The 26,455-nt window shown below is 40.1% G+C and carries 24 protein-coding genes and 2 pseudogenes; 5 read left to right on the top strand and 21 right to left on the bottom strand.

Features of this window, described 5'->3' with window-relative positions:
- Positions 1-118: 118 nt before the first annotated feature.
- The 4 genes from EEL30_17670 to EEL30_17655 all read right to left on the bottom strand — a co-directional run bounded on the left by EEL30_17670 (position 119) and on the right by EEL30_17655 (position 2,774).
- On the bottom strand, positions 119-604 hold the full coding sequence (locus EEL30_17670; protein QDX95810.1) for a DNA polymerase III subunit gamma/tau: 486 nt from the start codon (positions 602-604) through the stop codon (positions 119-121).
- A gap of 161 nt (positions 605-765) precedes the next feature.
- Complete coding sequence (locus EEL30_17665) at positions 766-1,824, bottom strand: hypothetical protein (protein ID QDX93958.1); 1,059 nt, start codon at positions 1,822-1,824, stop codon at positions 766-768.
- 228 nt (positions 1,825-2,052) lie between these two features.
- Positions 2,053-2,313 (bottom strand): hypothetical protein, encoded by a 261-nt coding sequence (locus EEL30_17660; protein ID QDX93957.1) that lies wholly within the window; start codon positions 2,311-2,313, stop codon positions 2,053-2,055.
- Between the two features lie 224 nt (positions 2,314-2,537).
- A complete protein-coding gene (locus EEL30_17655) occupies positions 2,538-2,774 on the bottom strand; it encodes a hypothetical protein (protein ID QDX93956.1) in 237 nt (78 codons plus the stop codon).
- 211 nt (positions 2,775-2,985) lie between these two features.
- Here EEL30_17655 and EEL30_17650 point away from each other — a divergent pair, with 211 nt between their 5' ends.
- A complete protein-coding gene (locus tag EEL30_17650; GenBank protein QDX93955.1) occupies positions 2,986-3,987 on the top strand; it encodes a replication initiation protein in 1,002 nt (333 codons plus the stop codon).
- Between the two features lie 344 nt (positions 3,988-4,331).
- Here the strand turns inward: EEL30_17650 and EEL30_17645 are convergent, their stop codons facing one another.
- The 10 genes and pseudogenes from EEL30_17645 to EEL30_17600 all read right to left on the bottom strand — a co-directional run bounded on the left by EEL30_17645 (position 4,332) and on the right by EEL30_17600 (position 13,357).
- The gene (locus tag EEL30_17645) at positions 4,332-4,874 is read right to left on the bottom strand and encodes a DUF4309 domain-containing protein (protein ID QDX95809.1); all 543 of its coding nucleotides are present in this window, start codon (positions 4,872-4,874) and stop codon (positions 4,332-4,334) included.
- Positions 4,875-5,266: 392 nt separating this feature from the next.
- Positions 5,267-6,436, bottom strand: coding sequence for a flagellin (locus EEL30_17640; protein QDX93954.1), 1,170 nt, complete (start codon positions 6,434-6,436; stop codon positions 5,267-5,269).
- A gap of 604 nt (positions 6,437-7,040) precedes the next feature.
- Positions 7,041-7,799, bottom strand: coding sequence for an MBL fold metallo-hydrolase (locus tag EEL30_17635; GenBank protein QDX93953.1), 759 nt, complete (start codon positions 7,797-7,799; stop codon positions 7,041-7,043).
- 365 nt (positions 7,800-8,164) lie between these two features.
- Positions 8,165-8,791 carry an FAA hydrolase family protein gene (locus EEL30_17630; protein QDX93952.1) on the bottom strand — a complete coding sequence of 209 codons (627 nt, stop codon included), beginning with the start codon at positions 8,789-8,791 and terminating at the stop codon, positions 8,165-8,167.
- A gap of 150 nt (positions 8,792-8,941) precedes the next feature.
- Positions 8,942-9,649 (bottom strand): DUF554 domain-containing protein, encoded by a 708-nt coding sequence (locus EEL30_17625; protein ID QDX93951.1) that lies wholly within the window; start codon positions 9,647-9,649, stop codon positions 8,942-8,944.
- Positions 9,650-9,702: 53 nt separating this feature from the next.
- Positions 9,703-10,308, bottom strand: coding sequence for a pentapeptide repeat-containing protein (locus tag EEL30_17620; protein QDX93950.1), 606 nt, complete (start codon positions 10,306-10,308; stop codon positions 9,703-9,705).
- A gap of 191 nt (positions 10,309-10,499) precedes the next feature.
- Positions 10,500-10,613, bottom strand: a pseudogene (locus EEL30_17615) (general stress protein).
- Positions 10,614-10,619: 6 nt separating this feature from the next.
- Positions 10,620-11,069, bottom strand: coding sequence for a DUF4440 domain-containing protein (locus EEL30_17610; protein ID QDX95808.1), 450 nt, complete (start codon positions 11,067-11,069; stop codon positions 10,620-10,622).
- Positions 11,070-11,240: 171 nt separating this feature from the next.
- The gene (locus tag EEL30_17605; protein QDX93949.1) at positions 11,241-11,990 is read right to left on the bottom strand and encodes an oxygen-insensitive NADPH nitroreductase; all 750 of its coding nucleotides are present in this window, start codon (positions 11,988-11,990) and stop codon (positions 11,241-11,243) included.
- A 143-nt stretch (positions 11,991-12,133) separates the two neighbouring features.
- Positions 12,134-13,357 carry an RtcB family protein gene (locus EEL30_17600; GenBank protein QDX93948.1) on the bottom strand — a complete coding sequence of 408 codons (1,224 nt, stop codon included), beginning with the start codon at positions 13,355-13,357 and terminating at the stop codon, positions 12,134-12,136.
- A 386-nt stretch (positions 13,358-13,743) separates the two neighbouring features.
- Here EEL30_17600 and EEL30_17595 point away from each other — a divergent pair, with 386 nt between their 5' ends.
- The gene (locus EEL30_17595; protein QDX93947.1) at positions 13,744-14,304 is read left to right on the top strand and encodes an N-acetyltransferase; all 561 of its coding nucleotides are present in this window, start codon (positions 13,744-13,746) and stop codon (positions 14,302-14,304) included.
- Positions 14,305-14,372: 68 nt separating this feature from the next.
- Here the strand turns inward: EEL30_17595 and EEL30_17590 are convergent, their stop codons facing one another.
- From EEL30_17590 to EEL30_17580, 3 genes and pseudogenes are all read right to left on the bottom strand, one after another.
- Positions 14,373-16,973 (bottom strand): metallophosphoesterase, encoded by a 2,601-nt coding sequence (locus EEL30_17590; GenBank protein QDX95807.1) that lies wholly within the window; start codon positions 16,971-16,973, stop codon positions 14,373-14,375.
- 56 nt (positions 16,974-17,029) lie between these two features.
- A pseudogene (locus tag EEL30_17585) lies at positions 17,030-18,305 on the bottom strand (methyltransferase domain-containing protein).
- A gap of 58 nt (positions 18,306-18,363) precedes the next feature.
- Positions 18,364-19,695 (bottom strand): PLP-dependent aminotransferase family protein, encoded by a 1,332-nt coding sequence (locus EEL30_17580; GenBank protein QDX93946.1) that lies wholly within the window; start codon positions 19,693-19,695, stop codon positions 18,364-18,366.
- Between the two features lie 113 nt (positions 19,696-19,808).
- Between EEL30_17580 and EEL30_17575 the strand changes: the two genes are divergently transcribed.
- From EEL30_17575 to EEL30_17565, 3 genes are all read left to right on the top strand, one after another.
- Entirely contained in the window at positions 19,809-20,774 is a 966-nt protein-coding gene (locus EEL30_17575; protein QDX93945.1) for an EamA family transporter, read from the top strand.
- Positions 20,775-20,905: 131 nt separating this feature from the next.
- Entirely contained in the window at positions 20,906-22,069 is a 1,164-nt protein-coding gene (locus EEL30_17570; protein ID QDX93944.1) for a VanZ family protein, read from the top strand.
- A gap of 185 nt (positions 22,070-22,254) precedes the next feature.
- Positions 22,255-23,007, top strand: coding sequence for a metallophosphoesterase (locus EEL30_17565; protein ID QDX93943.1), 753 nt, complete (start codon positions 22,255-22,257; stop codon positions 23,005-23,007).
- A gap of 74 nt (positions 23,008-23,081) precedes the next feature.
- Here the strand turns inward: EEL30_17565 and EEL30_17560 are convergent, their stop codons facing one another.
- The 4 genes from EEL30_17560 to EEL30_17545 form a co-directional block, all read right to left on the bottom strand.
- On the bottom strand, positions 23,082-24,371 hold the full coding sequence (locus EEL30_17560; protein QDX93942.1) for an NAD(P)-dependent oxidoreductase: 1,290 nt from the start codon (positions 24,369-24,371) through the stop codon (positions 23,082-23,084).
- Between the two features lie 37 nt (positions 24,372-24,408).
- Positions 24,409-24,777, bottom strand: coding sequence for a PTS sorbitol transporter subunit IIA (locus EEL30_17555; GenBank protein QDX93941.1), 369 nt, complete (start codon positions 24,775-24,777; stop codon positions 24,409-24,411).
- A gap of 62 nt (positions 24,778-24,839) precedes the next feature.
- Positions 24,840-25,898 (bottom strand): PTS sorbitol transporter subunit IIB, encoded by a 1,059-nt coding sequence (locus EEL30_17550; protein QDX93940.1) that lies wholly within the window; start codon positions 25,896-25,898, stop codon positions 24,840-24,842.
- A gap of 22 nt (positions 25,899-25,920) precedes the next feature.
- Positions 25,921-26,454 carry a PTS sorbitol transporter subunit IIC gene (locus EEL30_17545; GenBank protein QDX93939.1) on the bottom strand — a complete coding sequence of 178 codons (534 nt, stop codon included), beginning with the start codon at positions 26,452-26,454 and terminating at the stop codon, positions 25,921-25,923.
- Position 26,455: the final 1 nt, after the last annotated feature.

Below are 26,455 nucleotides of genomic sequence, written 5' to 3'. Positions count from 1 at the left end.
AATGTCAGCTGCCAAACCTGAAATTTATCCAGATGACAATAATGGGCCAGCTTAAAGAAAATATCAGCCCAATTGATGGGAGCCCGTTTTTTGTACTCCTCATCTTCTTCCTCAGTGGTTACATTGACTTTTTTAACCCGTTTAATCCAATCATGGCATCAATGATCTTCTTGCCAGTCTCCAGATCCACATAGTCAGCCAAGTACTCCGTGTCTACATGCTTGTAGTAAGGCTTAAACGCCATCAAAAGCACCTTCAATAATTCCTCGTAACGATCATCATCTACTTCTGATTCTGGAATTAAATTGGCGATAATGATCCCTGAATCAATGGTATTTAACAATTTCATCAGCTTTCTGGCATCCTTGATACCCAAAGGAGGGATAGAATACGTCTTGCCATCACGCAATCGAACCTTCTCATCTTCTTCAAAAAACACCTTTTCGCGAATGGACGCCTCTTCTTCACTTAGTACCTTGGCTGTCGCTTCCTCGGTTGCTGGAATTGCTTGTTGCTCTTCAACTTGACTGGCGACCTCTTTCTGAATAGCTTGCTCAGAAGTCATTTCATTATTTTTTGGAATTACAAAATTTCGATCACTCAAAACAGTGACACCCCCACTTGTGATTTCCCCCATTTGATGTAAAGACATAGGTAAGCTAAATGGCGGGGGTAACCAGATAGCCACCTATGCTGTCATTCTAAGTACTTCCGAGAAAATCTGAACATCATTATGGAAAGAACCCCTCCTAGAGGGGTCCCTGTCTAGCAAAGATTCTTGGAATTAGCACCCTGCGCTTCATATCGTTTGATTGTTCCGATTTTTCCGTCTACACGGTCAGGATCAATAACAGTCAGCGTTACGCTATGAGTAGAAGCTTGTTGACGTTGTGCATCCAACGTAAAGTTTGATTTTACGCGACACAAGTACAATTCGGTTTGATAACCTTGGATAGAACCATCTTTTTGTTCAAATTGGCCATCATGAATGACATGAACAGTAAGAGGCATATCCTTCGTAGTAATATCCAATACGTCTACTACTTCGTTACGTTTGTAGTTTACGTAAATATCTACATCTTTTAGGGCTGAATGGAAGGATAATGTGCTACCATTCACAGCGTACTGTTCCTCTTTCGGGGTGGAACTTGTCGTTTTCTTTAAAAGCTTGTTACCTTTCAATGTACGAACAGAAATTTGTGCGTCCTTATGAAGAGCAGCTCCGAAAACAAGGTCTACTTCGAATTTACCTGCTTTCTCTTTTACAGTATGCTTCTCTTCTAGTACCCACACAAAGCCATCCTCATCGTACGTTACGCCACTCAAAGCAACTGGATACACAATAACAACAGTTTTACCAGCAAGAGAGTCATCAAAAGTGATTGCTTTCCCAGCAAGTGTCACGCTTGATGTTACATCAGCTCCATTAATGGTGCCTTCAAACGCTTTATGAGCTGGACTCGCTACAGACGCTTCAGAAAGTGTTGCTTGATAAGGTGAAGATGAAGGGACCTGCACGTTCTCCGTCTGCATTTTATATGTGGCACCACTTACACCTTCACGTAATTTGGAACCAAGGGCTAATCGGACAAGGTTTAAGTCAAATTTCGCATCCTCAGCAGTAATATCAATGGTTTTTTTCCGTAAAAGCGTATCTAAGGCAACGCTGGAATCTCCACCTTCAATATCTTGCATGTCAAGTTGAACATCTAAGCGCATGTTGTTCAAGGTACCAATCGTGATTAATTCATCACAATTAGGAATTTTTGCCATAAACTTCCCTGCACCCTTAATTAGCATTTTCTTGTTCTTTGTTGTACTCATGTATAAAACCCTCCTCTAATTTTCTCAATCAATGGTAAAAGTAGTTTGTGATAAATGCGTATAAATACTAGACACAATGAAACTACTTATTCCATCATCATGTTTCATGGTTCGTATCACAATATAAGTAAAAGTGATACAGCCTTTAACTAACCTCGCGTATTGGAGACATTACTTTTTGTATGTCACTTCTAACCTTCCTAAATATCCCTACTGTATAAGGAGCTTTTAGAGAAGCCCTCGTTTCTTCATGCAAGGTCGACAACCCTCAATCACTGTTTTAGGAATAAACTTCTGTTTATTAGAAGTCTCAACTTCATCTGGAAATACTAGATTACCGTGCACATTCATTACTTTTCCTGTTCTCACACTTAGGCAATGCAAACATATTTGTGGATTACCAGGCAAACCTTCAGCTATATAGTTTTGTCTTGCCTTTTCCGTTACATAGCGAAAGCCACATTGCACACATTTTTCGAATCTTTGCATTTGTTATCCCACCCGCTCCCACTTACACTCTTCACATTCATTTGTTCTCTTTATTCTGGATGTATTCTCAGCAATCAGCTAGACTCGTATCCTCCCCTTCTCAGATATCTTCTTGTATATAATTTTTCCTGACGAGAATGAAAAAGTTTCGCAACCTTCCATAATGGTAGAACCACTACTATAAAGAATAAAAGGAGAGGAACAAGATTTTCCGATACGAAATGTTACAGTGCAAATTCCTGTATAAGGGTATGGAGTTCTTCTTTGTTTTTTACAATTTTAAATACAGGAGGCTCATGTTCTACAAAGCTAACAAATTCAACGACATATCCATCTTCGTATTCACCATCAATATGTATATCCACGATTGCGATACCTTTTTTGAATCGGAAAGCCAATCCCATGAAATCGGTATCTCGTCCGTAGGTGCAATACATCTGTTTACACAGGTTGTCTAACATTATGCTCATCTCCCTACTCTCAAGGATGGTTTCTCACTCAATATAAGCGAGCTGCAATCCTTGTTAACCATCTGTGTTCAAATTAAGAGTTATAATATTCAGATTATTAATTTACAACAAGCTATACTCACCAAAAATCCCCCCTCTTCTTCAAAAAAGAAGAGGGATACTCATTAACCTATTATTTCTTTTCTTAGAGAGGATTCATTCCATGAAAAAAAAGAAACACCTAGATCTGAAACAAGTGACTTATTATCGAATTGAAAAGACAGGTATTAAAAAACCTGTGTCACGGATTAGAATTGTCAAAGGAAGACCTGTAGAGCAAACGTATGATCAAGAAGTTTTACAACGGATTTATTACACCTATCAAGATTTTCAAGCTCTTCGTCTAGAAAAACTCGGTGTAAATCTGCCCATCGATAACAAAGGCTTTACAACGATCAGCAATTACTTTTTGGATTTCTGGGGTGCAATTATGGGAGCAACAGCCACATCCCTCTATATTCATCTGACACGGTATTGTTACGGTGATAAGGATTACTGCTTTCCTGATCTACCTACCATTGCCTTAAAAATGCAGATTACAACCACGACATTAAATAAATATATGGACATCCTTGAACAAAACGGCTTTATTTTTCGATTTTGGCTACAAAATCCTGAAGAGAATAATAATGATTGTGGAATTATTTATAAGGTAAGACGCACGATTCCCATTCTGAGTAGAGAGTTAGTAGAGAACTTACCAAAGCCTTTTCAGTTGATGCACGATCACTATATTGAACAAGTAATGGAAGTTGCTCATATTGAACTAGCTACAAGCTATGATTATACCAATGATTTCGAGAAACTACGCGAAAAAGGCACGCTTGGAAAGCTTCCAATAGACCTCTCACCTGCCGAACGGACCTTGTATGCCAAAAAGAAGATTACAACCATTATGGATCAAAGAAGTATTGCAGATGAAAAGCTGTGGATGAATGTTCTTACTTATATTCAGCAACGACTCACTATCAATTCTTTTAAGACCTGGTATGCCGATACATTCTGTGTTGTAAGTGGACAGGAAATTATCATATACGCTAAAAATACGTTTCACCGTGATTGGTTATCCAGTCGTTATAGGGAGTTAATTATGGAAGCACTGCACAATGAGTCCAGTTCCTTTGAGAAAATAACATTTATGGCATGTATAGATGAGAACGAGTAATCATTTTCCTTGTGTTTTTGTGTCTTTGTCGAAACCCAGAAAGCATAAAATTTTATGGGTGACCCATAAAATTCCTATGGGCAACATTCAGGTCGTCGGAAATATGCAGATACATTTTTAATGGGTAGGTTATCCACAGAATTTTAGCCCATAAAAAAAGGAACGGGTATGGGCAGATAAAAAAGATATGGGCACCTGCCCATAAAAAAGGTATGGACATTAATAATACGAAATCTTTATCTTTTACTTAGTATTTAATATAAGGGGGAATTAGTAGCGTTTTATGCATGAAAAAGCAGCCGGGTTGTTTTTTACCACATGCACCCGGCTCCATCCCATATTTTTTACTTATCAAAATCAAGGGGGATTCTAACAGAAATAGTACTCACGCTTCTATCTGGAGAATTATCATCTATCTTTATGAAAATCTGATATTGTCCTACATTATAATACATATCATAGCCACCATAGCCTTCGTTAACATAAGCCTTAGTTGGTTTGCCCAATCCTTGTCTAATATCATTTTCTGTAAGTTTTACATTGTAATACGCTGGTTCGACGGTTATTCGGTTCAGTTGGGTAGTTGGCTTCACCTGATTTAATTCTTCTCCACAAGAATCATGATCATAAAAGAAATCGGCTGTGGTCTTAGGATGGTCATAGCTATAAGTCCAGCACTCAACATTTGAAATGCTTTTAGGCTTTCCATAGGTCTTTTCTATCTCTTTGTATGCGGTGCCTAATGAGGGAGTAATACCTTTCAGTTTGCCTTTTTCAGCTTGTTCTTTTATAGCTAGGAGTAACTTGTGTTTGTTCTCATCGATGGGTTCTGCAGGTTTATCTGAGGATTCGTCTGTGGTTGATTTACTTGTTGCCTCTGAATCAATTGTTGTCTCTTCTTCTGTTTTGTTGAGGCTTTCCTTTTCTGACTTCATCCCCTCCGCTGTGTCTGTTCCTTGTTCAGCTTCAGAAACTTGTGTGGTGACATCCTTGCCTGCTTGTTCAGAAGTGTTGCTACAGCCAATTAATAAAAGTGAGACGGTCATGAATGCTACAAATACATTTGTTATTTTCATGATATGCCCCTTTCTTACAAAGAACTTTTTTTATGTTTGGATCATGTAAAATAATTACACCACCTTCATCAATTGTAAGATACTGGTCATTATACATTCAATGATAGCTTCATGATAACTCAATGAAGAATTTTGGGTGTTATAGACAAAAGAAAAGACCCGGCACGAGGCCAGGTCTCTTTTGGTTCTGTAAAGACGATCAATTAACGAAGTAATTGAAGTACGCCTTGAGGTTGTTGGTTAGCTTGTGCAAGCATAGCTTGAGCAGCTTGAGTTAAGATGTTATTTTTAGTGAAATCCATCATTTCTTTCGCCATATCAACGTCGCGGATACGGGATTCAGCAGCTGTCAAGTTCTCAGCAGTTGCGCCCAAGTTGTTGATAGTGTGCTCTAGACGGTTTTGGTTTGCACCAAGTTTAGAGCGCTCTTCAGATACTTTGTTAAGAGCGTCGTTGATTGTTGTGATAGCTTTGTCAGCTGCTTTTTGAGTGGAGATGTCAACACCTTTTGTATCATCGATTTGAGTTTTATCAGTTGGATCAACTTGGGCTGCTGTATACTTTTTACCAGCAGTAGTAGTGGCAATTGTACCTGCAGCAGACTCATCACTCTTAACTTCTATGCCAAGTTTCTGTAATGCTTTTAATACATCATCTTTAGTAGCTGTAATAGCACCAGCATCATCTTGTGCTAGAGTTAGTGTGATTTTTCCATCTTTATCAATGGTAGCAGTGGTTTCGTCAATAGCAGTACCAGGACCAGCGGGTATTACAGCTTCGACATCAATTACAATGTCTTTTTCAGTGTCGCGATTCGTAATTGTAACACCAAGATCACCATGTGTTGTTTCATTCTTATATCCGCTTACACCAAGCTCTGTATTGCTCATGTCGTTAATACTCAATTTAATGTTTTGTCCTTGGTTAGCACCGATATGGAACGTTTTATCATCAAAAGATCCATCCAATACTTTTTGGTTGTTGAACTCTGTGTCTGTAGAAATACGTTTGATTTCTTTAGACAATTCGTCAACCTCTGCTTGAAGCTTTTGACGGTCAACACCTTCATTTGTATCAGAAGAAGCTTGAACAGCTAGTTCACGCATACGTTGAAGAATGCTGTGTGTTTCTGTCAATGCACCCTCAGCTGTTTGGATCAAAGAGATACCATCTTGTGCATTTTTAGTAGCCATTTCCAAACCGCGGATTTGTCCACGCATTTTTTCGGAGATTGCAAGACCAGCTGCATCATCGCCTGCACGGTTGATACGAAGACCTGAAGACAATTTCTCCAAGTTTTTACCAGCTGCACCATTGTTTGCACCTAGTTGACGGTGTGTGTTCAAAGCTGAAATGTTGTGATTGATTCTCATGATAAATTACCTCCGTGTTTTGTTTTGTAGTCCTGAGCCATCCTATGCTCAAGCCTTTATATAATAATCACTCTTCTCGAAGTAGTCTTTTTCCCAGAGAATTGTTACATCTTTCGGTGCCTCATTTCAAGGTACCATCTCTCCAGTTGTTACCACTTCAAGTCGAATGTCATTACCACTGAAAATGGTTTTGTCTTCTTTTGCTCCTAGTACTAAGCCAGCCATGTTTCTCCTACTCGGAAGTTATAAAAGGTTGACTATTATTACTATCGGAATTACGAGAGAAATCTTTAATAGTTTTTACAAAAATTTTTCCTACAAAATGTTTGCTTCAGAATGTCATTACCACTGAAAATGGTTTTGCCTTCTTTTGCTATCAGGATTAAACCAGCCAAGTCTACTCTCCCTCGGAAGTTAGAAATAGGTTGACTATTATTACTATCGGTATTACCAGTGAGATGTTTAATAGTAAATATAATTTTTTTCTTACAACATATTTGTTTCCATAAAAAAGCAACCATTTAACCGGAAATACCAGATTGTTGCTCACAAAAATAATAACTCTATTCGAACTTGCACATGATTCCTAATGTACATCCCCTTCTTATTTTTGTATATCTATCCACTCCCCATCCTCAGGAATCATGACCTGACCCAACAATTTCTCTTGTTCTAAATGACTTCGTAAATCTTCACGTGTCACCAGGCAGTGATTAATCGTGTCCATATGCACCGCAATAATAGTAGCTTTAGGTGCAAATCTACAACAGCTACTAACATCTTGCTCGTTCATCGTAATATGATCACCGACTACAAATTTGGCTCCTCCGGCATTTACGATGATAACGTCCGGCTTGTGTTCCTCGATCGCTTGTTGTACTTCTTCACACCATATTGTGTCACCAGCTACGTATAGCGTTGGTTCGTTTTCTGCCTTATACACAAAGCCAGAAACCTTCCCCATCTTCTGTCCAATCTCTCCTGTGCCATGCTGACCGCCTGTTCTCATGATCTGGATGTTTCCAATGGTTGTAGCCGGCTCTATCGGTGTCACCGTCTGAAATCCAGCAGAATAGATCGTTGTCTCATCTCCAGCTTGACATAAGACAGGTAGTGATGTAGGTAAAAACTCTTGAGCTGCCTGATCCCAATGATCTGGATGTAAATGAGTCACTACAACATAATCTGGAAGTCTCATGTCATCCAATGAAAATGGTAGCTCCACAAGTGGATTTCGTCGCGTATTCGGTGCCATTGGTATAGGTGGATTCGCTTCAGCTTCACTTAGCATTGGGTCAATTAAGAAATGGACTCCTGCATATTCGAGCAAAAGTGTTGCATGGCGGATTAGTTGAAGTTTCATCTGTACGCACCTCTTTCGTTCTTGATTGATTTCACTTACAATTATAAGAATTAAAGTTCATGTGGCACATAGCCTGCTGAAACAAATGACTAGCATTTATTTTCAATATGCGAACTATAAGGTGAGCCTTTCTATTGGGCAACATAAGTGAGGAAATTGTAGCGTATCCGTATCGCGATTGAAGCAATTTTAGGCGTCGGGGGAATTACACCATAAAAAAATCCCGTTGCACTGTTAAAAAGTGACACGGGATCGCATAATCAGCTATCAAAGTATTTGATTTCGGAAACCTGATCATTTTTCTTAATATAAACCTCTAAACCTCGAAAAATCAGCAATATCAACTCACACATCACTTTTTTACATTATCCCAGTTTAATGACACAACTTCCTAACACCTTATCTCCGAAAACAAGCTCCAAGTGATCGCCATCTGCAATCGCACCCACTCCTGCAGGCGTACCTGTGAACAAGACATCTCCTTTGCCTAGACCAAAACGATCTCCAGTAAAATCAACCAATGCCTGAATGTCAAAAATCATATCCGTGATATTACCACGTTGCACTTCCTGGCCATTTTTCAGCAAGCAGAAATCAACCTTCTCTAGTTCCGCAATACTACTAATTGGAGTGCTAGTAGTAAGAATAGCCGAGTTGCGGAAGCCTTTTGCCAACAGCCAAGGTAGTTTTTTCTCTTTCAATTGGTCCTGTAAATCTCGCATGGTGAAATCAATACCTAGTGAGACACGATCGATTAATTCGTCAGCCTTCATGCCTTTCTCATAAGCCTGATTTATGTGTACGACAAGCTCCACTTCATAGTGTATAGACCCCTGATCACTAGGTAACAGGATATCTTGCCCATCTGCAAGTACCTGAGCATGAGTTGGCTTCATAAAAAGAAAAGGAGATGTCGGCACTTGATTACCTAGCTCTGCTGCATGTAAACGATAGTTACGACCTACACAAAAGATGTTTTGTACTTGTTCCATGTTTTTCTACCTCTTTTCTGTTAATTGGGGCATGAGTCAGCTACATTCAACTCATTTCTTTACTTCTTGCTTCACATATCTTGTCATTCTCTCTTATTTTAACACTGATCCTGAACATTTTGCTCACACTTCTGAAAACTCCAGAAGCCACTACTGCCCATATACGTACATAGCTGAAACAACAACAGCCGTTACTAGAATTCCTGGCAACAAATTCGCCACCCTGATCTTGGTAATCCCTGTTAGATTTAACCCAATGGCAAAAATCATTACGCCACCTGTAGCCGTCATTTCATTGATAAATGTATTCATTAAGACCTCTGGCACAAACCGATCAATCTGTGTAGCAAATAAGGAGATTATTCCTTCATACAGAATGACGGGGATAGCCGAAAACAAAATTCCAATGCCAAGTGTGGTGGTTAAAAACAAAGAAATAATTCCATCAATAATACCTTTCGTATATAGAACTCCGTGATTACCGCGGATTCCACTATCAAGTGCGCCAATAATCCCCATCGCTCCTATGACAAAAATAAGCGTTCCGGTTACAAAACCTGCTGCTACACTGCTTTCGCCTTTTGAGCCAATTCTGCGCTCCAACCACTCTCCTAATTGATTTAAGCGGTCTTCCAACGCCCATAATTCCCCAAATACAGCTCCAACCACAAGGCTAATAATAACAACGAGAAAATTTTCACTTTTCAAACCCATTTGCAAGCCTAACACAATAACTGCTAAGCCAATCCCCTGCATAACGGTATCTTTCATTTTTTCAGGAATTTTGTTAAAAAGTTTACCAAGTAATGTTCCGAGGACAATGCATAATCCGTTTACAATCGCTCCTAATAAAATCATTCTGCGGCATCCTTTGCTTGTCTGATTGTGTTGTCTAGTCTATGGGATTATCCCTAATCCACTTTTGCCCCATATGAACGAGCCAACGCTACCGCCTGAGTAAAATCGAGTCGAACGCCTTGGACATTAAGCGATTTCCAATCGATGCCATCTAGCTTAGCCCCACGTAAATCGGCCCCTTTTAAAGTAGCATTACCAAAGCTTGCGTAAGATAAATCTGAGTTTGTCAGGTCTGCCTTTTCTAAACGGCTATACGCCAAGTCTGCTTCGACCAGCTTGATATCTTGCAATTTTTGTTTGGTCCAATTGGCATAACGCACATTTGTATAGGACCAGTCCCCACCTTGAATCGTAATACCATCCCATACAGCATTAGCAAAATCTGAACCGACCATTTTGCATTCTTCAAACCTACTTGAGAACAAATTAGCACCAAAGAAACGGCAATTTGTAAAAGCTGAACGTACATGAATAGAACCATTAAAGCTGGCACCAGAAAAATCGCAATCAATGAACTGGCAACCTGTAGTAGTAACCTCATGTAGCTGTGTGCCGGTAAATACACACTTGGTAAAAACAGCGTTGCGCATTTCTGTTTCACGTAAATCTCGATGAGCATAATTCATTTCTACACAATTTTCATTTTCATAAGATGGCATGGTAATCACTTCCTACTATTTTTGCTATTTCCCTAGTGTAACAAAAGGGGATGGTCTACTCAACGGAATACATACAAAAAAACAAAGAAGTCGGATTGCTACTAGTATTCTGGACTTACCCCTGTCAAGTAGACAGCATAAAAAAGAGCCAATAAATCCTCATTGAAGGATGTATTGGCTCTTCCTTTCCTTTATAGCTGATGCTCTGCAAGAATATACTGCACATACTCTTCTGCGCTTTTTTGAACAGCTTGTTCATCCGCTTCATACACGCCATGGAAAATATAGGCTAAAGAGAACGAGGAGCATCGTTAAAAATATGGATAGCATTGATACTTGTCTGGAATAAGTAAGCCGTCTCTCTCATCATCCCAAGCCAGTGAGCTTATTTTCCATCCATCCGTTGTTTTAATAAATTGTATGGTTTTCATTCCTTGTGCTTCAAATTCTCTACCTGATAGGATTCCCGACTTTTTATACAGGCTGAAACGATGTGCGATATTGCCGAAAATTTCTGTTTTATCAAATAACTCCTTTTCCTCAAAGTCCACTAGTAGACCTTCCTTTAGTAGCTTCTCACGAGGTTCGATAAATTGCTGAAGATTGTAAATTTCAGGAGCTGAATCGCAATTTTTAATGATTAACCCTTCTGGAATAAAGAGTTGATAAATTCCATTAACATTAGGTTTTATATTCCCTTTATTGGTAAATGAACGATAGAAAGCTACAGTTAATTCATTGATAATGGTTTTTATTTCCAACTCTTGTTGGTTATTCGACAGTATTTTTTTTGGGGCATCCATATGTCTTCCCCCTTTGATTAAATCGGGAGGTGGTACACTATTATCTATTCTAAAGAACCTGATAAACAAGCGTGCATACCCCCATAAAAGAGAGATTCTGCACGCTTTAATTTCTATCAGATATTCAACCTACTTTTTATTCAAGCCCTGCTTCTCTACAAATTCCTTCATATTCATACGGGTAGGTTTAGAAAGCATATTGGCCATCTGTCCTGTCCACGTATCTGTACGCTCACCTTGTGTACGTTCTTGATAGTAACTAGCGGTAATCTCGTTATACTCCTGCAATTGCTGTTGATAGCTCTTTGTATCCTGATTATATTTCTCCTGATGATATACGTGGTGAAGTGGCAAACGTGGTTTCTGAGTAGATTCATGCAACGGATAGCCTACTGTCATAGCAAAAAGTGGCATGACGTGAGTAGGAATGTGTAAAAGCTCTGTGACAGCCTGCAACTGATTACGCAACCCACCAATATAGCAAATGCCAAGTCCCATCGATTCTGCTGCCAGGGCCGCATTCTGCGCTGCAAGTGTCGCATCAATGACAGTTACCATGAATTTTTCCGTGCTTTCAATGGATGTAGACAGGTCTTTTCCTTCCATCTGACCAATCACGTGGTGACGGTGTAAATCAGCACAAAAAACAAACAGGTGCCCATTGGTTTCCACATACGGTTGATTACCGCACAGTTGGGCCAACTGACGTTTCGTTTCTTTATCCGTAATACCGATGATCGAATAAGCCTGTATGTAACTGGAAGTAGAGGCCGCTTGAGCGCATGTAACAATCGTATTAATTTGTTCTTCTGTTAGCGGACGGTCCTCGTACTGGCGAATGGAACGATGGTTCAAAATGGTTTCAATGATGTTATTCATAGGTATCTCCTCCCTTTTCCTGCTACTGTGTGGCAGGGAACCAAGCAATCCCTCCCTTCTCTATTAAATATCCAAATGAGACAAGAAGCAAACGCTAAAGGTGAAAAAAGTGCAACAAAAAAGTCAGCCTTCCCTTTCCTGTGTTAATCTTTATAAGGATCAAACTCATCTGCACCTGCCATACATACCCCCACGGGCTTTAACACATGTAGCACATCTAGCGTATCGGCATGAGCTTGTAAGACATCTTGTAATTTCTTATAAACAAAGGGGCTCTCATCTGCGCCTGCACCTCGAAGCTCTACGCCAAAGTCTCGCACAGCTTTTTGCATTTGTTCATTGGTAATCTTTCCGCCGCTACGCTTGCGAGTTTTCCAATTGAGACGCCCAGCCGCTTCCGTTCGGCTCATAATTCTACCTGCCCCATGCACTGTGCTGTAAAAAGCTTCTTTATTTTCTTGGGAGTCCTTTCCTTGAACAATCACAGAAATATCCCCCATACTCCCCCCGATAAACCCGAGTTGTCCAGGTGCAGATGGAGTTGCTCCTTTTCGCACGACAACATACTCTTTCTCATCATGTATTTCCTTCCACGCAAAATTATGATGATTGTGTACCTCAAAGGTGCTAGATGCTCCTAAAATTTTCAATACTTGATCAATAACATAATCACGACCTGCATAAGCATACTTACCTGCTAGGCTCATTGCTCGCATATACATGTCACCTATCTCTGTATGCAAATCTAGTAATGTAGGAGCTTGATCCATGCTTTCTCCTGGTGCTTTGTCGGAAAAACCACGTCCGTGAGCCAAATTGAGGAACCCACTCGCTGTCTTATGCCCAAAACCACGACTACCAAAGTGATTAGCTATCCAAACAGCGTCAGTAGCCTCTTCCACAAAAATGTCCACAAAATGGTTACCGCTCCCTACCGTCCCTAATTGATTATGGGCTAACGAATGTAGGGTTTGATATTCTTTTTTACCAATTTGTTTGTATACATGCCAATCCTCATCGTCAAACAGCTCGTGATCTACCCTTTCATTATTAATGCGTCCCATTCCAAAGGAAATTCGCTTGGCAATTTTATTCATAATGGCAGGTATTTTCTCTTTGATATCCTGATACTGCAAATTCGTGCGGACAGCCTTATTTCCACAAGCTATATCGTAACCTACACCAGATGGCGAGATTTGCCCCTCGTAGACAACAACTCCTCCAACCGGCTGTGAATAACCCTTGTGATGATCCGCCATCAGGAGCACCTGCACAACATTTCCGTGCTGGGCACAAGTAACGGCTTGCGTGACAGCATTGTCTAGTGGTGTTCCCCAGACACGCACGTTTTGAATGGTTTGGTACATGTTTCACTCTCCTACTTCATCTTTGTTCACGATTGCTTGATCTTACCTTATGCTGTAAATCCTTCTGTCATTTCAATAAAAAACAGAAGGGAATGTAAGAAATCAGCCCAAGTGTGAACCCTATTATAGTATTCCAGTCATTAATTAGAATGACTTACCATATTATTCTAACAAATCTGCTTCATTCTTTGTGCATATTTCAAAAAGATCATAAAAGTCTCGACAAGATGCCACTACTCCACTGTCTTCTTATTCACCACTGATTTTGATTGTATATTTTTCCTCTTATGTTAAAATAACGCTAACAGTTAGACAGTATAAACCAACTTAGATGAACTGGTTCGAATATTACTCTGATAAAAGATACCAAGAGAGGAACGAGCACAATGAATAATGACCGAACATTTCCCAAACTTGAAACAGAAAGACTTATTCTACGTCAGCTGCAACCCTCTGATGCACCTGCTATGTTTCACTATTTCTCAAAAGATGAAGTGATGAAATATTATGACTTAGAAACTTTTACAGAACTACAACAAGCAGAGAACATCATTTCTCAATTTGGCGAACGCTATCAGGCGAAGCAAGGGATTCGTTGGGGCATTACACGCAAAACAGATGATGTGGTGATTGGAACCTGTGGATACCATAATGTGAACAAGGAACATTCGAAGGCAGAGATTGGCTACGAACTGTCCCCTGAATTTTGGCAACAAGGTATCATGTCCGAAGCGATCCAGGCAATTGTTGCTTTTGGTTTTGCGAAATGGAATCTGAATCGTATTGAAGCTTTTATTGATCCAGAAAACGAGGGCTCTAGAAGACTCTTGACAAAAACGGGACTCCGAGAAGAAGGCTTACTGAAAGAATATTTTTTCGAAAAAGGAAATTTTGTTGATGCTGTTATTTTTGCTATATTACGAAAAGAGTTTATTACAGACAATTAAAAATGAGAGACCTTTATCCAAAGCGATAAAAGGTCTCTTATTTTGTTTACTATAACTCTAATTCTCTTTTACAATCTAGGGTCAAGCTCCTTTTCTTTCTTCTCCTCGAACAACAGATTGGCGATAGTTTGCTTATAGCTTTCATTCTCGCCGGAAATTTCCGCGTTGTTAACATGTAACATCTGTTGCCCCAACTCAAATTCTGCAATTGATGTTTGCAATTTTTTTCGTGTTTGCTTCTGATTGATCAGTTTTTGATAGCGATGCGGGAATTTGTAATCATAGCCATAAATCAGCGTCAGATAATCTGAATTACGTACCTTCATAAACGGTGCAATTCCTGCTTGTAATTGCTCTGGCTTGATAACAACGCCCTCCATCTTTTGATTGGTCGTAAGTTTGGTAAAATAGTCTGTTGCCCTCTCTAGATAATGATCCTCCGTCAAATCTAGTAATAGATATTCATCGGACGAAACGAATGCAAATAATTGTGAAGTAGGCCAATCCGGAATTTCTTCTGTACCATCTTGGTAGATTATTTTCAAAATCGTAAACGGCTTATAAGATAGTTCCCCTGATTCCCCATACAACTGCATTTGCTCATGATATGTCTGCCAAGCTTGCTTCTGTTCTTCCAATGATACCCGTGTAGCTTTTACGTGAGGAATCCATTTATATGACTGATATGTAGCATCTCCGTAAATTTTTGCCAGTTCCTTTTTGGACAAATGATGGCGCTCTGTTTCAAATGGAGTAGAATCATACTTACCTATCAAATCTTGCAGAGCTTCTGCAAAGCCATTCTCTTGTAAAAAATCTAATTCTACCCCTACTGCTGTATCAATTACCTTATATTCTTTTTCAATTAATCCTTCACCAAGAGCCTTCCATGGCAATAGTTCCCCATCTAGGATTACAGTAGAGATTTGTTTATCAAGCAGATAAGGATGAAATTTCTCCTGAAGTTGCTTATATACTTCCGTTAAATCGACTTGCTTCATTTTATAACCATTACGCGACACAGCAAAACATTGTTCCAAATCCTGATGCAAATACAGATTACAGCGTGATCCCATATATTTAGGCTGTAAAACGACCTGTTCCACACCATGCCTGCGAAAGTAAGATAGCCCCATCTGTAACGATTCCAATTCATTCTGTTGAATATCTTTATCCGCAGGTGCCATCGTACCTGAGATATAATTGATTTTATGCTCCAAAACATAATCGATTCTGCGTTTGTCCCAATCCTCCAGCGAATCAAGATGCACGTCCGAATGACTTGTTTGGAAAAGATACGGCAAAGCTTCTTTCGTACGCTTATCATCAATTTTATTTTGCTTAAATACCGGTCTATTTCGATCCAACCAAACAGAGCTTACCGCATGTCCATGCCCTGCGCCACTATCTAGGCCAATCTTATTTTTCAAACGGTAGTAGCTCTGAGCAGCCACATGCCCAAACACATGGTAAGGATGGTTACTCGCGCTCTCTGCTTGTAGGAAATCAAGTTGTTGTTCGATATCCTGTTCACGATCCAAATAAAAATTACGTTGCCGTTTTTTAGCATAAGCATCTAGTTTACCAATATATTTATTTTTGCAAGGCGCATGCGTCAAGAAAAAGGACGCACATTTGGACCCGATAAAGCGATAAAAATCCTTTGATTGCACAACTAGCTGAAAAAACATTGAACGTAATTGATCATCATCACGCAAATCAGCAAATGAAGTAAAGAACTTTTCCAGTAAAGCAGGGTCTATTTCTTTCTGTTTAATGTCCCCTCGCAATAGTTTATAGACAAAGTTCTCGTGATTTCCTTTGACCAAGTAGAACCAGTGTCGATTTTCCCAAATGAACTGGACGGTTTCACGAGTGTTCCCGCCCTTGTCAATCCAGTCCCCAAGCAAAACGATGCGCCATTGGCTGGTTTTTTCCGTTTCTAGAATTTTATTTTCATGTAGGGAAAAACCATTAGCCGCTACTAATTCTTTCAAAGAATGAACCTGCTCATGCACGTCACCAACAACTAGATACCGGTACTCCTGTGGTAAGAGATGGGTCAGATATTCTTCGTCATTTGCAATCTGGACCGAGTACTTTTTGTTTGCTTCTCCGGTCTGTGGATCAACAAAATCTTTCGTTCGGAAACGATGAATAGCATTGGCTTTCATTTTGGACAAAGATCCTAACACTTCTTGGCGTAAGCGTTTAACGTGATTAGCAATAACACTCTTCTTTAGATTAGTCGTATTGTAATAATCTTGCACATCTTTATAATCAAACAAGATAATCTCTAGATGATAGTGTTGTTGCTTAGCGATGTTGGCTACCTGTTCACGAAACTCTTCGGACAGGCCAAGCGTGTCCACAATAACGAATTCAGCTTGAATAGGAAAGCTTGTGACGGCTTCTAATTTGGCAAACAGCAGATCAAAAGCTTGTTTACTACTCTCTAGCATGATTTGATCGTACTTGTGGTAAGGAGCTCCGAGAATCTCTTGGCGGATTTCATCAGAGGAAAGGTACTGGACATTTGCTCGATAATTTTTTGATACATCTTCACGTTGAAGTTGTGGTAATAGAATTTGTTTTGCAAACGTCGTCTTTCCACATTCAGAAGGACCTACCAACAAAAAGATGGTGTGTAGCTTGGTTGCAATGCATATATCGGTATTGATGCTATTGTTCATGTCTGTACTTATGTTCATGCTTGTGTTCCTGTTCAAGCCCCTTCCCCTCCCTTTTGCGAAATATGAACGCCTTGCGTAATCGAGATACCATCCACCGAGTCGCCGATTTGGAAATACTCATATCTGTATTCATCCCCCAACAGAGACCCCATCCAGCTTTGAAACTCCTCTGTGCCCATTTCCCACTTATGATCTTCATGCCTGTAGTTGTCCAAGGCATAAAACTGGTTAAAATCAGCATTAGGTGTGGTAATGATGCAGGTTTCAAAGGCAAGCTGAGAAAGCATCTGCTGCAAGAAATCCTCTGCTTCCTCTTTCAACATATGTTCAATCACTTCGGTACAAATGATATCAACTGGCTCGTCTTCATATGTTGTTAAAAAAGTGTCTAGTGATGGATACGTCAAAATATTTTCTAGTTCTGCTTGTTCCGCCTTTTTATTCACAATCGACAACGCATGTTCAGAAATATCAATCGCATAGTAGAATTGTGGCTCCGTTTTTTTTAGCAAATGGAATGGCATAAAAGCCTTCACCTGAACCAACATCAACAATCGCTCTCGTAAATGACAGCTTGCCTTTGATAGCATCTCGCCGTTGAATCGCTGTTCCACCGTACTGCAATGTTACTTGATGTCGGTTGGTTTTTTCTAATTCTCCTTTGTATTTCTGAAACAATTTACGATCGCTTAATACGTTACGTGCAAATAAATACCGGATAAAATAAGGTGCATCAAGCTTATTCATATAATCGATATATTTAACGATGATACCATCTGTTACATCCATGTATTCTTCACTTAACATACTTAAAAATAAAAATAATAAACTAGTAAACATCATCAGCTCATGTAGACTGCTAGAGGTGCGAATCGTCAATTGATAGCTTTTGTGAACAAGTAGCTTTACCTCAATACTGAACCCTTCGAAATATTGGTCAAATAAAGAAACATAGTGCACAAAATCGATATGAACCAACTGAATATTACATTCGTGTTGATAGCCTTCCTTATCTTTTTCATGTTGATTTTTTACCACCGTACCAAAATATTCGCTGATCGCATTCAACGGAAACAAGGGGCTGTTGTACCGGGATACATTTACATAGCCATATGTATTTTCTTTTGCTTTTCGGTATGATACCTCATGATCTGCATCCTGAAAATAGATTGCATATGTACTGGGGGCCGCATACCAGCCGTAGCTTATGCCTTTTCGCATACTCCTGATCTGCATGCCAGATGCAGGGTTCTTTTTTAAAATGAAGGATAGGTCTGGGTTAGTTGAGGTAAGCTGCATGATTGCCATTTGTTATATCTCCTTCTATTCACTTTTATTAGAAAAAGCTTTTTGGAAAATGCTTTTCTCATAACCGAAGAACCTCTACAACCTCTCCTAACGCTTTACTAATCCGAGACTCTTCTACATAAGACACATTGATCCGCCATAATACCTCTTTTTCATAGGATTGCATGTAATAGCGATCAACTGTATCCATGATAATTCCTCGCTTGAGCAGGCTGTTTTTTACATTGGTTTCCGATATTCGTTCCTTTGTCTTGATATACGTGTGTACTCCACCATTTAATGGGGCTTCAACTACACTGGGGCTCTGTTGCCAATTGCGCAAAACCTTGTTCACCTGCTCCATTCTCGCAACATAAGATAGACGAATTTTTTCCCGATGCCGATCAAACATGCCACTTTTCACATAAATCTCCAGTGCTGCTTGAGACAACATAGAGCTATCAATGTCCATCATTTTTTTATAAGTATAAAAGGATGCTTGTAAAGGTGCTGGAATAACCGCTACTCCTATCCGTAAGCCTGGAAACAAGATTTTAGAGTAGCTTTTCAGATAAATAACATGAGAATGAGAGTAGGCATGAATTGGGTCTGCTTTAGCGTCATGTTCGAGATCTGCAAGGTAATCATCCTCAATGATATACACATCATATTTTTGAGCCAAATAAGCGATTTGCTTTTTTTCTTTCTGCGAATATGATGTACCTAATGGGTTATGGAAACGTGGCATAGTATAGAAAAACTTGATTGATTCCTGCTGAAAGAGCCGCTCTAATTCTTGAAAATCGATGCCTGACGCGGTTCTTTTAATTGTAAGCGTAGGAATCTTGTGCAATTCCAAAAATTGAATCATCAAATGATAAGTAGGCTGTTCTACCAAGATTTTTTCTTTGTGGTTTGGAAAGCTCATCAATCCCAAAATGGCAAGTGCTTGCTGGACTCCAGAGGTGATGCAGAGATCCTTAACGTCCGTAAAAACCTGGTAAAACTGGAGTTGCTTTTGCAATAATCGTAACAAGGTAGGCAATCCTTGTGGCGTTCCATACCTAAAAAGATCGTCTTGATACGTATCCACCGCCTTATTAATGCAATGCTGAAAATCAAGATAGGGAAACACGCTCGGATCAGGTGCAGCAGACGAAAAATCAACTAGTTGTTTCGTCTCTTCTAACAGAGTATGATCTTTACGTCCAACCACATAATAGCCACTCTGAGGAACAGAATAGATAAGATGCCTACTTTGCAAATCGGCAAAACCGCGAATAATCGTGCTCTTGCTACATTGATAAGATTCAGACAATTGTCGAATAGACGGTAATTTTTGACCAGGCTTTAGCACTCCTCCAAGGATACGTACTTCCAAATCAGCCACGATCTCTACGTATTTCCGCAAAAAGGACACCTCCCTTTGGTAACTGTACCGGTACAGTTACGGTTTCTTTACATTGTTACGACTTTTCTACTCCGATATAGTGTAGTTATCGGCCGATAACTTTTTTTCAGGAGATGATTTTTTTGCAAAATAAGTCCTTAGGTAACGCCTATATAGCTGCCATCCTATACAGCATCATTATCGGTTTTTCGTTTCTTTTTGTAAAATTGGCCTTACAGGTTTCCACCCCGTTGGATACAATTGCGCATCGATTTACCATCTCATTTATCATTATGTTAATCCCAGTGCTATGCGGTTGGATACCTGTTCGAATTAAATGGCATGGTCTGAAAAAAATCATACCGCTTGCCTTATTTTATCCAGCGATTTTCTTTGTACTTCAAGTATATGGATTGCAATACACTTCTTCTTCTGAAGCAGGCATTATTCAAGCAACTGTTCCTATCTTTACGTTAATCATAGCGTCTGTGTTTTTAAAGGAGCGATCTAGCGGTTTGCAAAAAGCTTCACTCTTTCTATCAGTTGCTGGTGTCATTTTTATCTTTGTCATGAAAGGAAATTCATCCATTCAGTTTTCCGGGACAGGAACATTGTTAATTGTACTGTCTTGCCTTGCGTTTGCAGCATACAGCGTACTAGCACGATCTTTAACAAAGAGATGGAAACCATTAGAGCTAACTTTTATTATGATGACATTAGGCTTTGTTTGCTTTAACGTACTCTCTATTTTACAACACTTGATTAACGGCACAACATCAGCTTTTTTTGCCCCTTGGGGTGATCAGCGCTTTTTATTGGCTACACTTTATCTCAGTATCCTGTCTTCTATTGGCACTGCCTTTTTATCCAATTACGTCTTATCTAAAATAGAAGCTACCAAAATGAGTGTATTTAACAATTTTTCAACGCTCATCTCCATGTTAGCTGGTGTCTTTTTTTTGCAAGAGAATCTGGAGTATTACCATTACGTAGGAGCAGCCATGATTGTAGCCGGAGTAATTGGCACTTCCTTTCTAGGACAAAGAAGGCTACAATCACAAATCATTCCGAAAACCAAACAAAAAAATACCAGTATGTGATAAAGGCAACTAGTACGTACAAAAAATTGTTGACTGCCTCTTTCTTTCAAGCTGATAAAAGTGTACGATTCAAATATTGTTTTTATTGTTAGAATTAGAGTCGCAACACAAATCATCCAAGGAGTGGCAAAATGGGAGCCTATCTAGTACCAATTCAAACCGCATTTTTCTTTTTTCTCCTCACAGCGTTCGTCTTAACTGTTCCTTATATGATCTTCAGCTATCGACGCTATGGCTACATCAATAAGTATCGTGTCTTTTTACTTACTTCTTTTCTATTTTACGCACTATGTGCCTATTTTCTGGTGATACTTCCTCTACCAAGCGTCATAGATACTTGTTCCATCCAATCACCAGGAACAGTCTATTACAATCTACAGCCGTTTTCCTTTGTACAAGATTTTGTGAAAGAAACCAGCCTCGTGTGGTCCAAGCCAGCTACATATTTATCTGCCCTACGAGAACGCGCCTTTTTGCAAGCAGCCTTTAACTTTCTTTTATTGTTGCCATTAGGTGTATTTGTACGTTATTTCTTTAAAAAAGGTTGGAGGTTTGCGCTAGGTGTAGGTTTTGCGGCATCGCTCTTTTTTGAATTAACCCAGCTTACAGCGCTCTATGGCATTTATACATGTCCATATCGCCTGTTTGATATTGACGACTTGATGCTCAATACATTGGGTGCCGTAACTGGATTTTTCCTAGCGCCATTCTTACTTATCATGTTCCCTCCTAAAGACCAATTAGACCAAGGTATTAATTTGGACGAGAAGCCTGTTGGGTACATGCATCGTTTGCTGGCCTTTTTGATTGATTCCGTGATCGTGGAGCAGCTTGCATCCCTATTTATCATAAAGGAGACATCTCCTATGAACTGGGGGAATTCTACGTTCAATTACCCGCTCATTACGATGATGTCCTTTATCCTTTACTTTATCGGAGCGACTTATCTATTCAAAGGACAAACTATTGGACTCTGGCTATTGCGTCTCCGCATTGTGTCTAGCGTGCATCCAATGTTGACTTTAAAAGATATTGCAAAACGAAACGGCGCCCTGTATATCGGAAATATCGGTATTTCTTCCATTGGATTCTTTATTCTCAACGACTTGCCAAGCAGTCTACCATATTACCCGATTCTCTATATCACAATTTTCGGAGCAGTCATCTTGTATCAATTGCTGTTTATGCTTCATTTCTTATTAATGATTCTACGAAAAAAACGGCAATTCTATTATGAAACGATTAGCCAGACAAGGGTTGTACGTAAAAGAAAAAAGAATGAAACAACAAGCTAAAAACTTATCTTATTCAGCGTGGCATTTTTGCAGAGTAAAGAGATCAATTTACTACTGGAGGAACCTCCAAAAGCATTTATAAACCATTTCACTTTGATGGAAAAATAATCGGAAAAGGACAAAGCAGACGGAACTATATTGCCGTCTGCTTTGTTATGCAGTATGGTAAAAGATGAGGTGATAGTATGTTTGAACAAACAAAGCTTGCCATCCTAGCAGATATACACGGAAATGCCTGGGCTTTGGACGCCGTATTGACTGATCTGGATCAGCGTCAAATAGATGCTATTGTTAATCTAGGTGACACGTTGCTAGGCCCATTAGATCCACAGCGTACCTACGATCTATTACAGCGGCGTGATATTATCCACATTTCCGGAAATCAGGATCGAATATTATGGGAATCTCTTGAAGACCATACCTTATCCACCCATGCACCCTCTATATTAAAAGAGACAACTCCCCAGCAAATTAGCTGGTTACAAAGTCTCCCTGCCACATATATTTGGCGCGATTCCATATTGTTGTGTCATGGTACTCCCTTTTCAGATGAGACCTATTTGTTAGAGGAAATAATAAACGATGGAAGTGTGCGCACTCGATCGTCTGAAGAATTAGAAAGTTCACTCGCCTCCATCCATTATCCTGTTCTGTTATGCGGTCATAGTCATATCCCACGCACCGTTATGTTACGAGATGGAAAACTTATCGTAAACCCAGGCAGTGTAGGTTTGCCTGCTTATACCGATGAATCCCCCGTCCCCCACGCGATGGAATCCTGCACTCCTCACGCCAAATATGCTATCTTGACCCATCAAGTGAAAGGATGGACGGTTGAACATATTGAGGTGCCTTACGATTGGGAACGAGCATCCAGAGCAGCTAGCCAGCATGGGCGAGATGATTGGGCCAACTGGCTTAAAACCGGAAGAGTTTAACATTCTAGAAATATTAACGCCCGCTATCCTTATTGACAGCGGGCGACCTATAGCCTTTGAAGTTAAAAGCTACATTACATTTGTGCGTCCATCATGTTACGAAGATGCAAGATCATGTTGTCTTCCATAAATTCCACATCGTCATACGTAATATATTCGCCTTGTTTTACTACTCGCTTTAGACGGATATGTGGTCCAATTAAGCCGATGGGTAATGCCCGCATATTCTTCTTATCCGAAGCTGTCACAATGCGACCAAATGCTGTAAATCCACCAATACTATCCAATGCGTCTCCCGGCTTCAAATCTTTTTTGGCTACTGCCACAGTTTCTGCTACAGAACCATAGTAAGGAATAATTGTTGGTTCTCCATCTAAATAAGCTTTTGCAACAGAAAGCGGTGTTTCTAGACTGCATAGATGATACGGGCGATATAATACATAATGGGGACCATTACCCATTTTCAGATATTGCATCTCGTGATGTACTTCTTCTTTATCGGAAGTAATGATGGCAAACACACCTGGAGCAATTCCATCTACATATTCAACGATTTTGTGGTGATGCAAAATACCTCCATGTTCTTGCAAGCGGAAAATGTCTGGTAGTTCTTTCACACCTGATTGTACTCCATGCATACCTGGTATATCTGGAATAAATCCAGTTGCGTTTGCTACGCATGTCATTTCTACCATCGTCTTGGTTCCGTCCTGAAAAGAAGCAATCATTTTCGGGCTGGAGCCTTTTTGTAAGGCTTCTTCACGTGCCGTGTCGGGATTGGCAAAGTAATTCACTTTGTTGTTTTTACCTTTTCCCAACGCAACGATCTCAAATCCCAACGCGTCCGCAAAATCATGCAATTCCATGATGCATCCAGGCTCGTCTCCTGCCGTACCTGTGTACACCAATCCTGCCGCGGTTGCCATTTTAGATAAAAGCGGTCCAACCGTCACGTCTGCCTCCGCATTTAGCATCACCACATGTTTACGGTTCATGATGCCATCCCATGCAATTTTGGCTCCGATATTAGGCACACCTGTCGCATCAACTATAACATCTACTTCATTCAAACTGGTAATGAGAGAGGCTTCTCTGGTTACCACTACATTCCCTTGACTGATCGCTTGATCTGCTTTGTCGTTATCTTGCGTTTCATAAATCTCAGCGCTCTCTACCCCGGCTTTTTTGTAGGCATTCACCGCGTTTTCTGGAGCAATATCCGCTGTAGCGACAACTCTCATGCCTTGCATAGACTCAATCTGCGAAATTAAACCACGCCCCATTTGCCCTGCTCCGACCAAACCTACCTTGATAGAGCCCCCGTCTTTTGCCAATTGTGCTAGTTTTCTATTGATGTTTAGCATGATATCTTCTCCTCCTTGGTTTTGTAAGAACGGATTTTTATACGAGTCGTACAAATGCGATCACCATATCAATGGTAGGAACCGGTAATTCATTTTCTTCGACATGAATGGTACCTGGTAACTCAGGGAGCGACTCTCCATCAAACTTGATCGTGCAATGGCCCATGCTTTGTAGCGTATCGTTTGCTGTCGCTCCTACTGCTGTAATACTGTACTTTCTATCTCCAACAACCAGCGAATCGCCTACCTGAACAGGTTCAAGCAATTCTGATTTGGTGTGTAAGACAGCAATATCATGTAATTCGTCTGGAACATTGTCATTAAAGATAATGAGCGTGCTTTCCGTTAAAAAGCTTTCAACCAAATCGCCAATTTTTGTTGCTTTTGCTTCTAGTAATGTTGTCATTGGTTTCTCTCCCCCACATCTGCTATCTTTATATTTTGCTACTTGCTCACATAGTTAACGATTTATTCTGAATAAAGTCCAAAGCTGAATAAATAAGCAATAATAACCGCAAGTGGACCTGTGAATAAACGTGAAATTAAGACAGCCGGTACCCCAACCTCGATCGTTTCTGGCTCTGCTTCACCCAAAGTAAGACCTACTGGCACGAAGTCACACCCTACTTGAGGATTAATAGCGAATAAAGCTGGCAAAGCGAGTTGCGGAGGGATATTCCCTCGCCCAATCTCTACCCCAATGAGAACCCCAACCACTTGGGCGATAACTGCACCCGGACCTAAGACTGGCGATAAAAATGGTAAGGCTGCAATGATCGACAATAGCAATAGTCCAACAAGATTACCAGCAAGTGGTGAAACAAATCTTGCAATCACATCTCCAATGCCGGAATACGTGATAATACCGATTAGTGTACTTACAAATGCCATAAACGGTAATATATTTTTGATAACCTGTTCAATAGTTTCGCGACCAGCCTGATAGAATACATTGACAATTCCACCCATTACACGGCCAATCTTTTCAATGAAATTTGGTTTTTTAGCCGCCTTCATTTGTGCTACTTTCGCTCTGGCTTCATCTTTTAATTCTTTAGCGCTTTTGCCTGTTTGAGACGAAGATACCTGTGTAATATCCGGTGCCAGATTTCCTACCGCTTCTGCTGAGGCTACTTCAGATTCTTGTGTAGATGTATCCGCTTCCAAAATATGTTGTTCGCGTACACCAGAAACGAAAATCTCTTCTTTAATGAATTGAATTAACGGGCCAGATGGTGAGGTAGCTGTGATGTCGACTGTCATGACATTCAAGCGAGGATATACACCACAACGAGCCGTTCCACCGCAGTCAATGACCACGCAAGCCATTTCATCTGGTTCCACCTTATTATTGAAAGCATCTACAGCGATACCACCTGTAAGCTGAGCAATCTTTTCAGCCACGGGATGTATCCCGCCCCCTGTTACACAAGCGATATATTTTTTTTCATTGGTTGGCAATATGGTGAGTGGACCACCCCATCCGCCAGAACCCTTTACAATACGCACTGCACGGTAGTTTTTCATTTTACCTTCCTCCTTTCGTCTTCTATACGCTTGCTTGTTGGGCTTTGCGTTTTAGCATCATCTTAGTGATATACTCTGTTAACATGCCTCGAATAAGGATGACGATTGCACCAACAATGAAAAAGCGAATAGCAATTGGTCCTAATGTATAGCCTAACTGCTGAATGCCTGTAGCAATTCCCATGTAAACAAATAGCTCAGCAGGGTTCGCATGTGGAAACATACCAGTGATAGGATGACACATGGAGACGGCGGAATCGTAAAATGCTGGTTTTTGCTCTTCTTTTAAGAAACGCCCAAAGGTGTAGGCCATTGGATTGGTCAAAAAGAACATAGCCATGATGGGAAATACTGTGTATCTTAGAACAATATTGCCTGTACACTTTTGAGCAAATCGTGTAATGCGTTCCTCACCGCAAAATTTGATTAATGCGTTTACAGCTGTAATCAGGCAGACTAGCGTAGGAATGATACCTGTTACTAATCCAATAAATGTTTTCCCTCCTTCATTAAACATTCCAATAAACCCTTCAGCCAGATGGATAAAGAAATCCATA

The organism is Brevibacillus laterosporus (assembly GCA_007833815.1).
GTDB classification, from domain to species: Bacteria; Bacillota; Bacilli; order Brevibacillales; family Brevibacillaceae; genus Brevibacillus_B; species Brevibacillus_B laterosporus_D.
The sequence above is the reverse complement of the archived record's forward strand: the minus strand, read 5'-3'. Positions and strand labels throughout refer to the sequence as shown.

Excerpts from the sequence above, each read along its gene's own strand:
- EEL30_17660 (QDX93957.1), bottom strand. The coding sequence starts at position 2,313 with ATGCAAAGATTCGAAAAATGTGTGCAATGTGGCTTTCGCTATGTAACG.
- EEL30_17640 (QDX93954.1), bottom strand. The coding sequence starts at position 6,436 with ATGAGAATCAATCACAACATTTCAGCTTTGAACACACACCGTCAACTA.
- EEL30_17630 (QDX93952.1), bottom strand. The coding sequence starts at position 8,791 with ATGGAACAAGTACAAAACATCTTTTGTGTAGGTCGTAACTATCGTTTA.
- EEL30_17620 (QDX93950.1), bottom strand. The coding sequence starts at position 10,308 with ATGCCATCTTATGAAAATGAAAATTGTGTAGAAATGAATTATGCTCAT.
- EEL30_17555 (QDX93941.1), bottom strand. The coding sequence starts at position 24,777 with ATGACAACATTACTAGAAGCAAAAGCAACAAAAATTGGCGATTTGGTT.
- EEL30_17545 (QDX93939.1), bottom strand. The coding sequence starts at position 26,454 with ATGGATTTCTTTATCCATCTGGCTGAAGGGTTTATTGGAATGTTTAAT.
- EEL30_17550 (QDX93940.1), bottom strand. The coding sequence starts at position 25,898 with ATGAAAAACTACCGTGCAGTGCGTATTGTAAAGGGTTCTGGCGGATGG.
- EEL30_17655 (QDX93956.1), bottom strand. The coding sequence starts at position 2,774 with ATGTTAGACAACCTGTGTAAACAGATGTATTGCACCTACGGACGAGAT.
- EEL30_17565 (QDX93943.1), top strand. The coding sequence starts at position 22,255 with ATGTTTGAACAAACAAAGCTTGCCATCCTAGCAGATATACACGGAAAT.
- EEL30_17575 (QDX93945.1), top strand. The coding sequence starts at position 19,809 with ATGATTTTTTTGCAAAATAAGTCCTTAGGTAACGCCTATATAGCTGCC.
- EEL30_17570 (QDX93944.1), top strand. The coding sequence starts at position 20,906 with ATGGGAGCCTATCTAGTACCAATTCAAACCGCATTTTTCTTTTTTCTC.
- EEL30_17650 (QDX93955.1), top strand. The coding sequence starts at position 2,986 with ATGAAAAAAAAGAAACACCTAGATCTGAAACAAGTGACTTATTATCGA.
- EEL30_17625 (QDX93951.1), bottom strand. The coding sequence starts at position 9,649 with ATGATTTTATTAGGAGCGATTGTAAACGGATTATGCATTGTCCTCGGA.
- EEL30_17560 (QDX93942.1), bottom strand. The coding sequence starts at position 24,371 with ATGCTAAACATCAATAGAAAACTAGCACAATTGGCAAAAGACGGGGGC.
- EEL30_17635 (QDX93953.1), bottom strand. The coding sequence starts at position 7,799 with ATGAAACTTCAACTAATCCGCCATGCAACACTTTTGCTCGAATATGCA.
- EEL30_17665 (QDX93958.1), bottom strand. The coding sequence starts at position 1,824 with ATGAGTACAACAAAGAACAAGAAAATGCTAATTAAGGGTGCAGGGAAG.
- EEL30_17595 (QDX93947.1), top strand. The coding sequence starts at position 13,744 with ATGAATAATGACCGAACATTTCCCAAACTTGAAACAGAAAGACTTATT.
- EEL30_17600 (QDX93948.1), bottom strand. The coding sequence starts at position 13,357 with ATGTACCAAACCATTCAAAACGTGCGTGTCTGGGGAACACCACTAGAC.
- EEL30_17605 (QDX93949.1), bottom strand. The coding sequence starts at position 11,990 with ATGAATAACATCATTGAAACCATTTTGAACCATCGTTCCATTCGCCAG.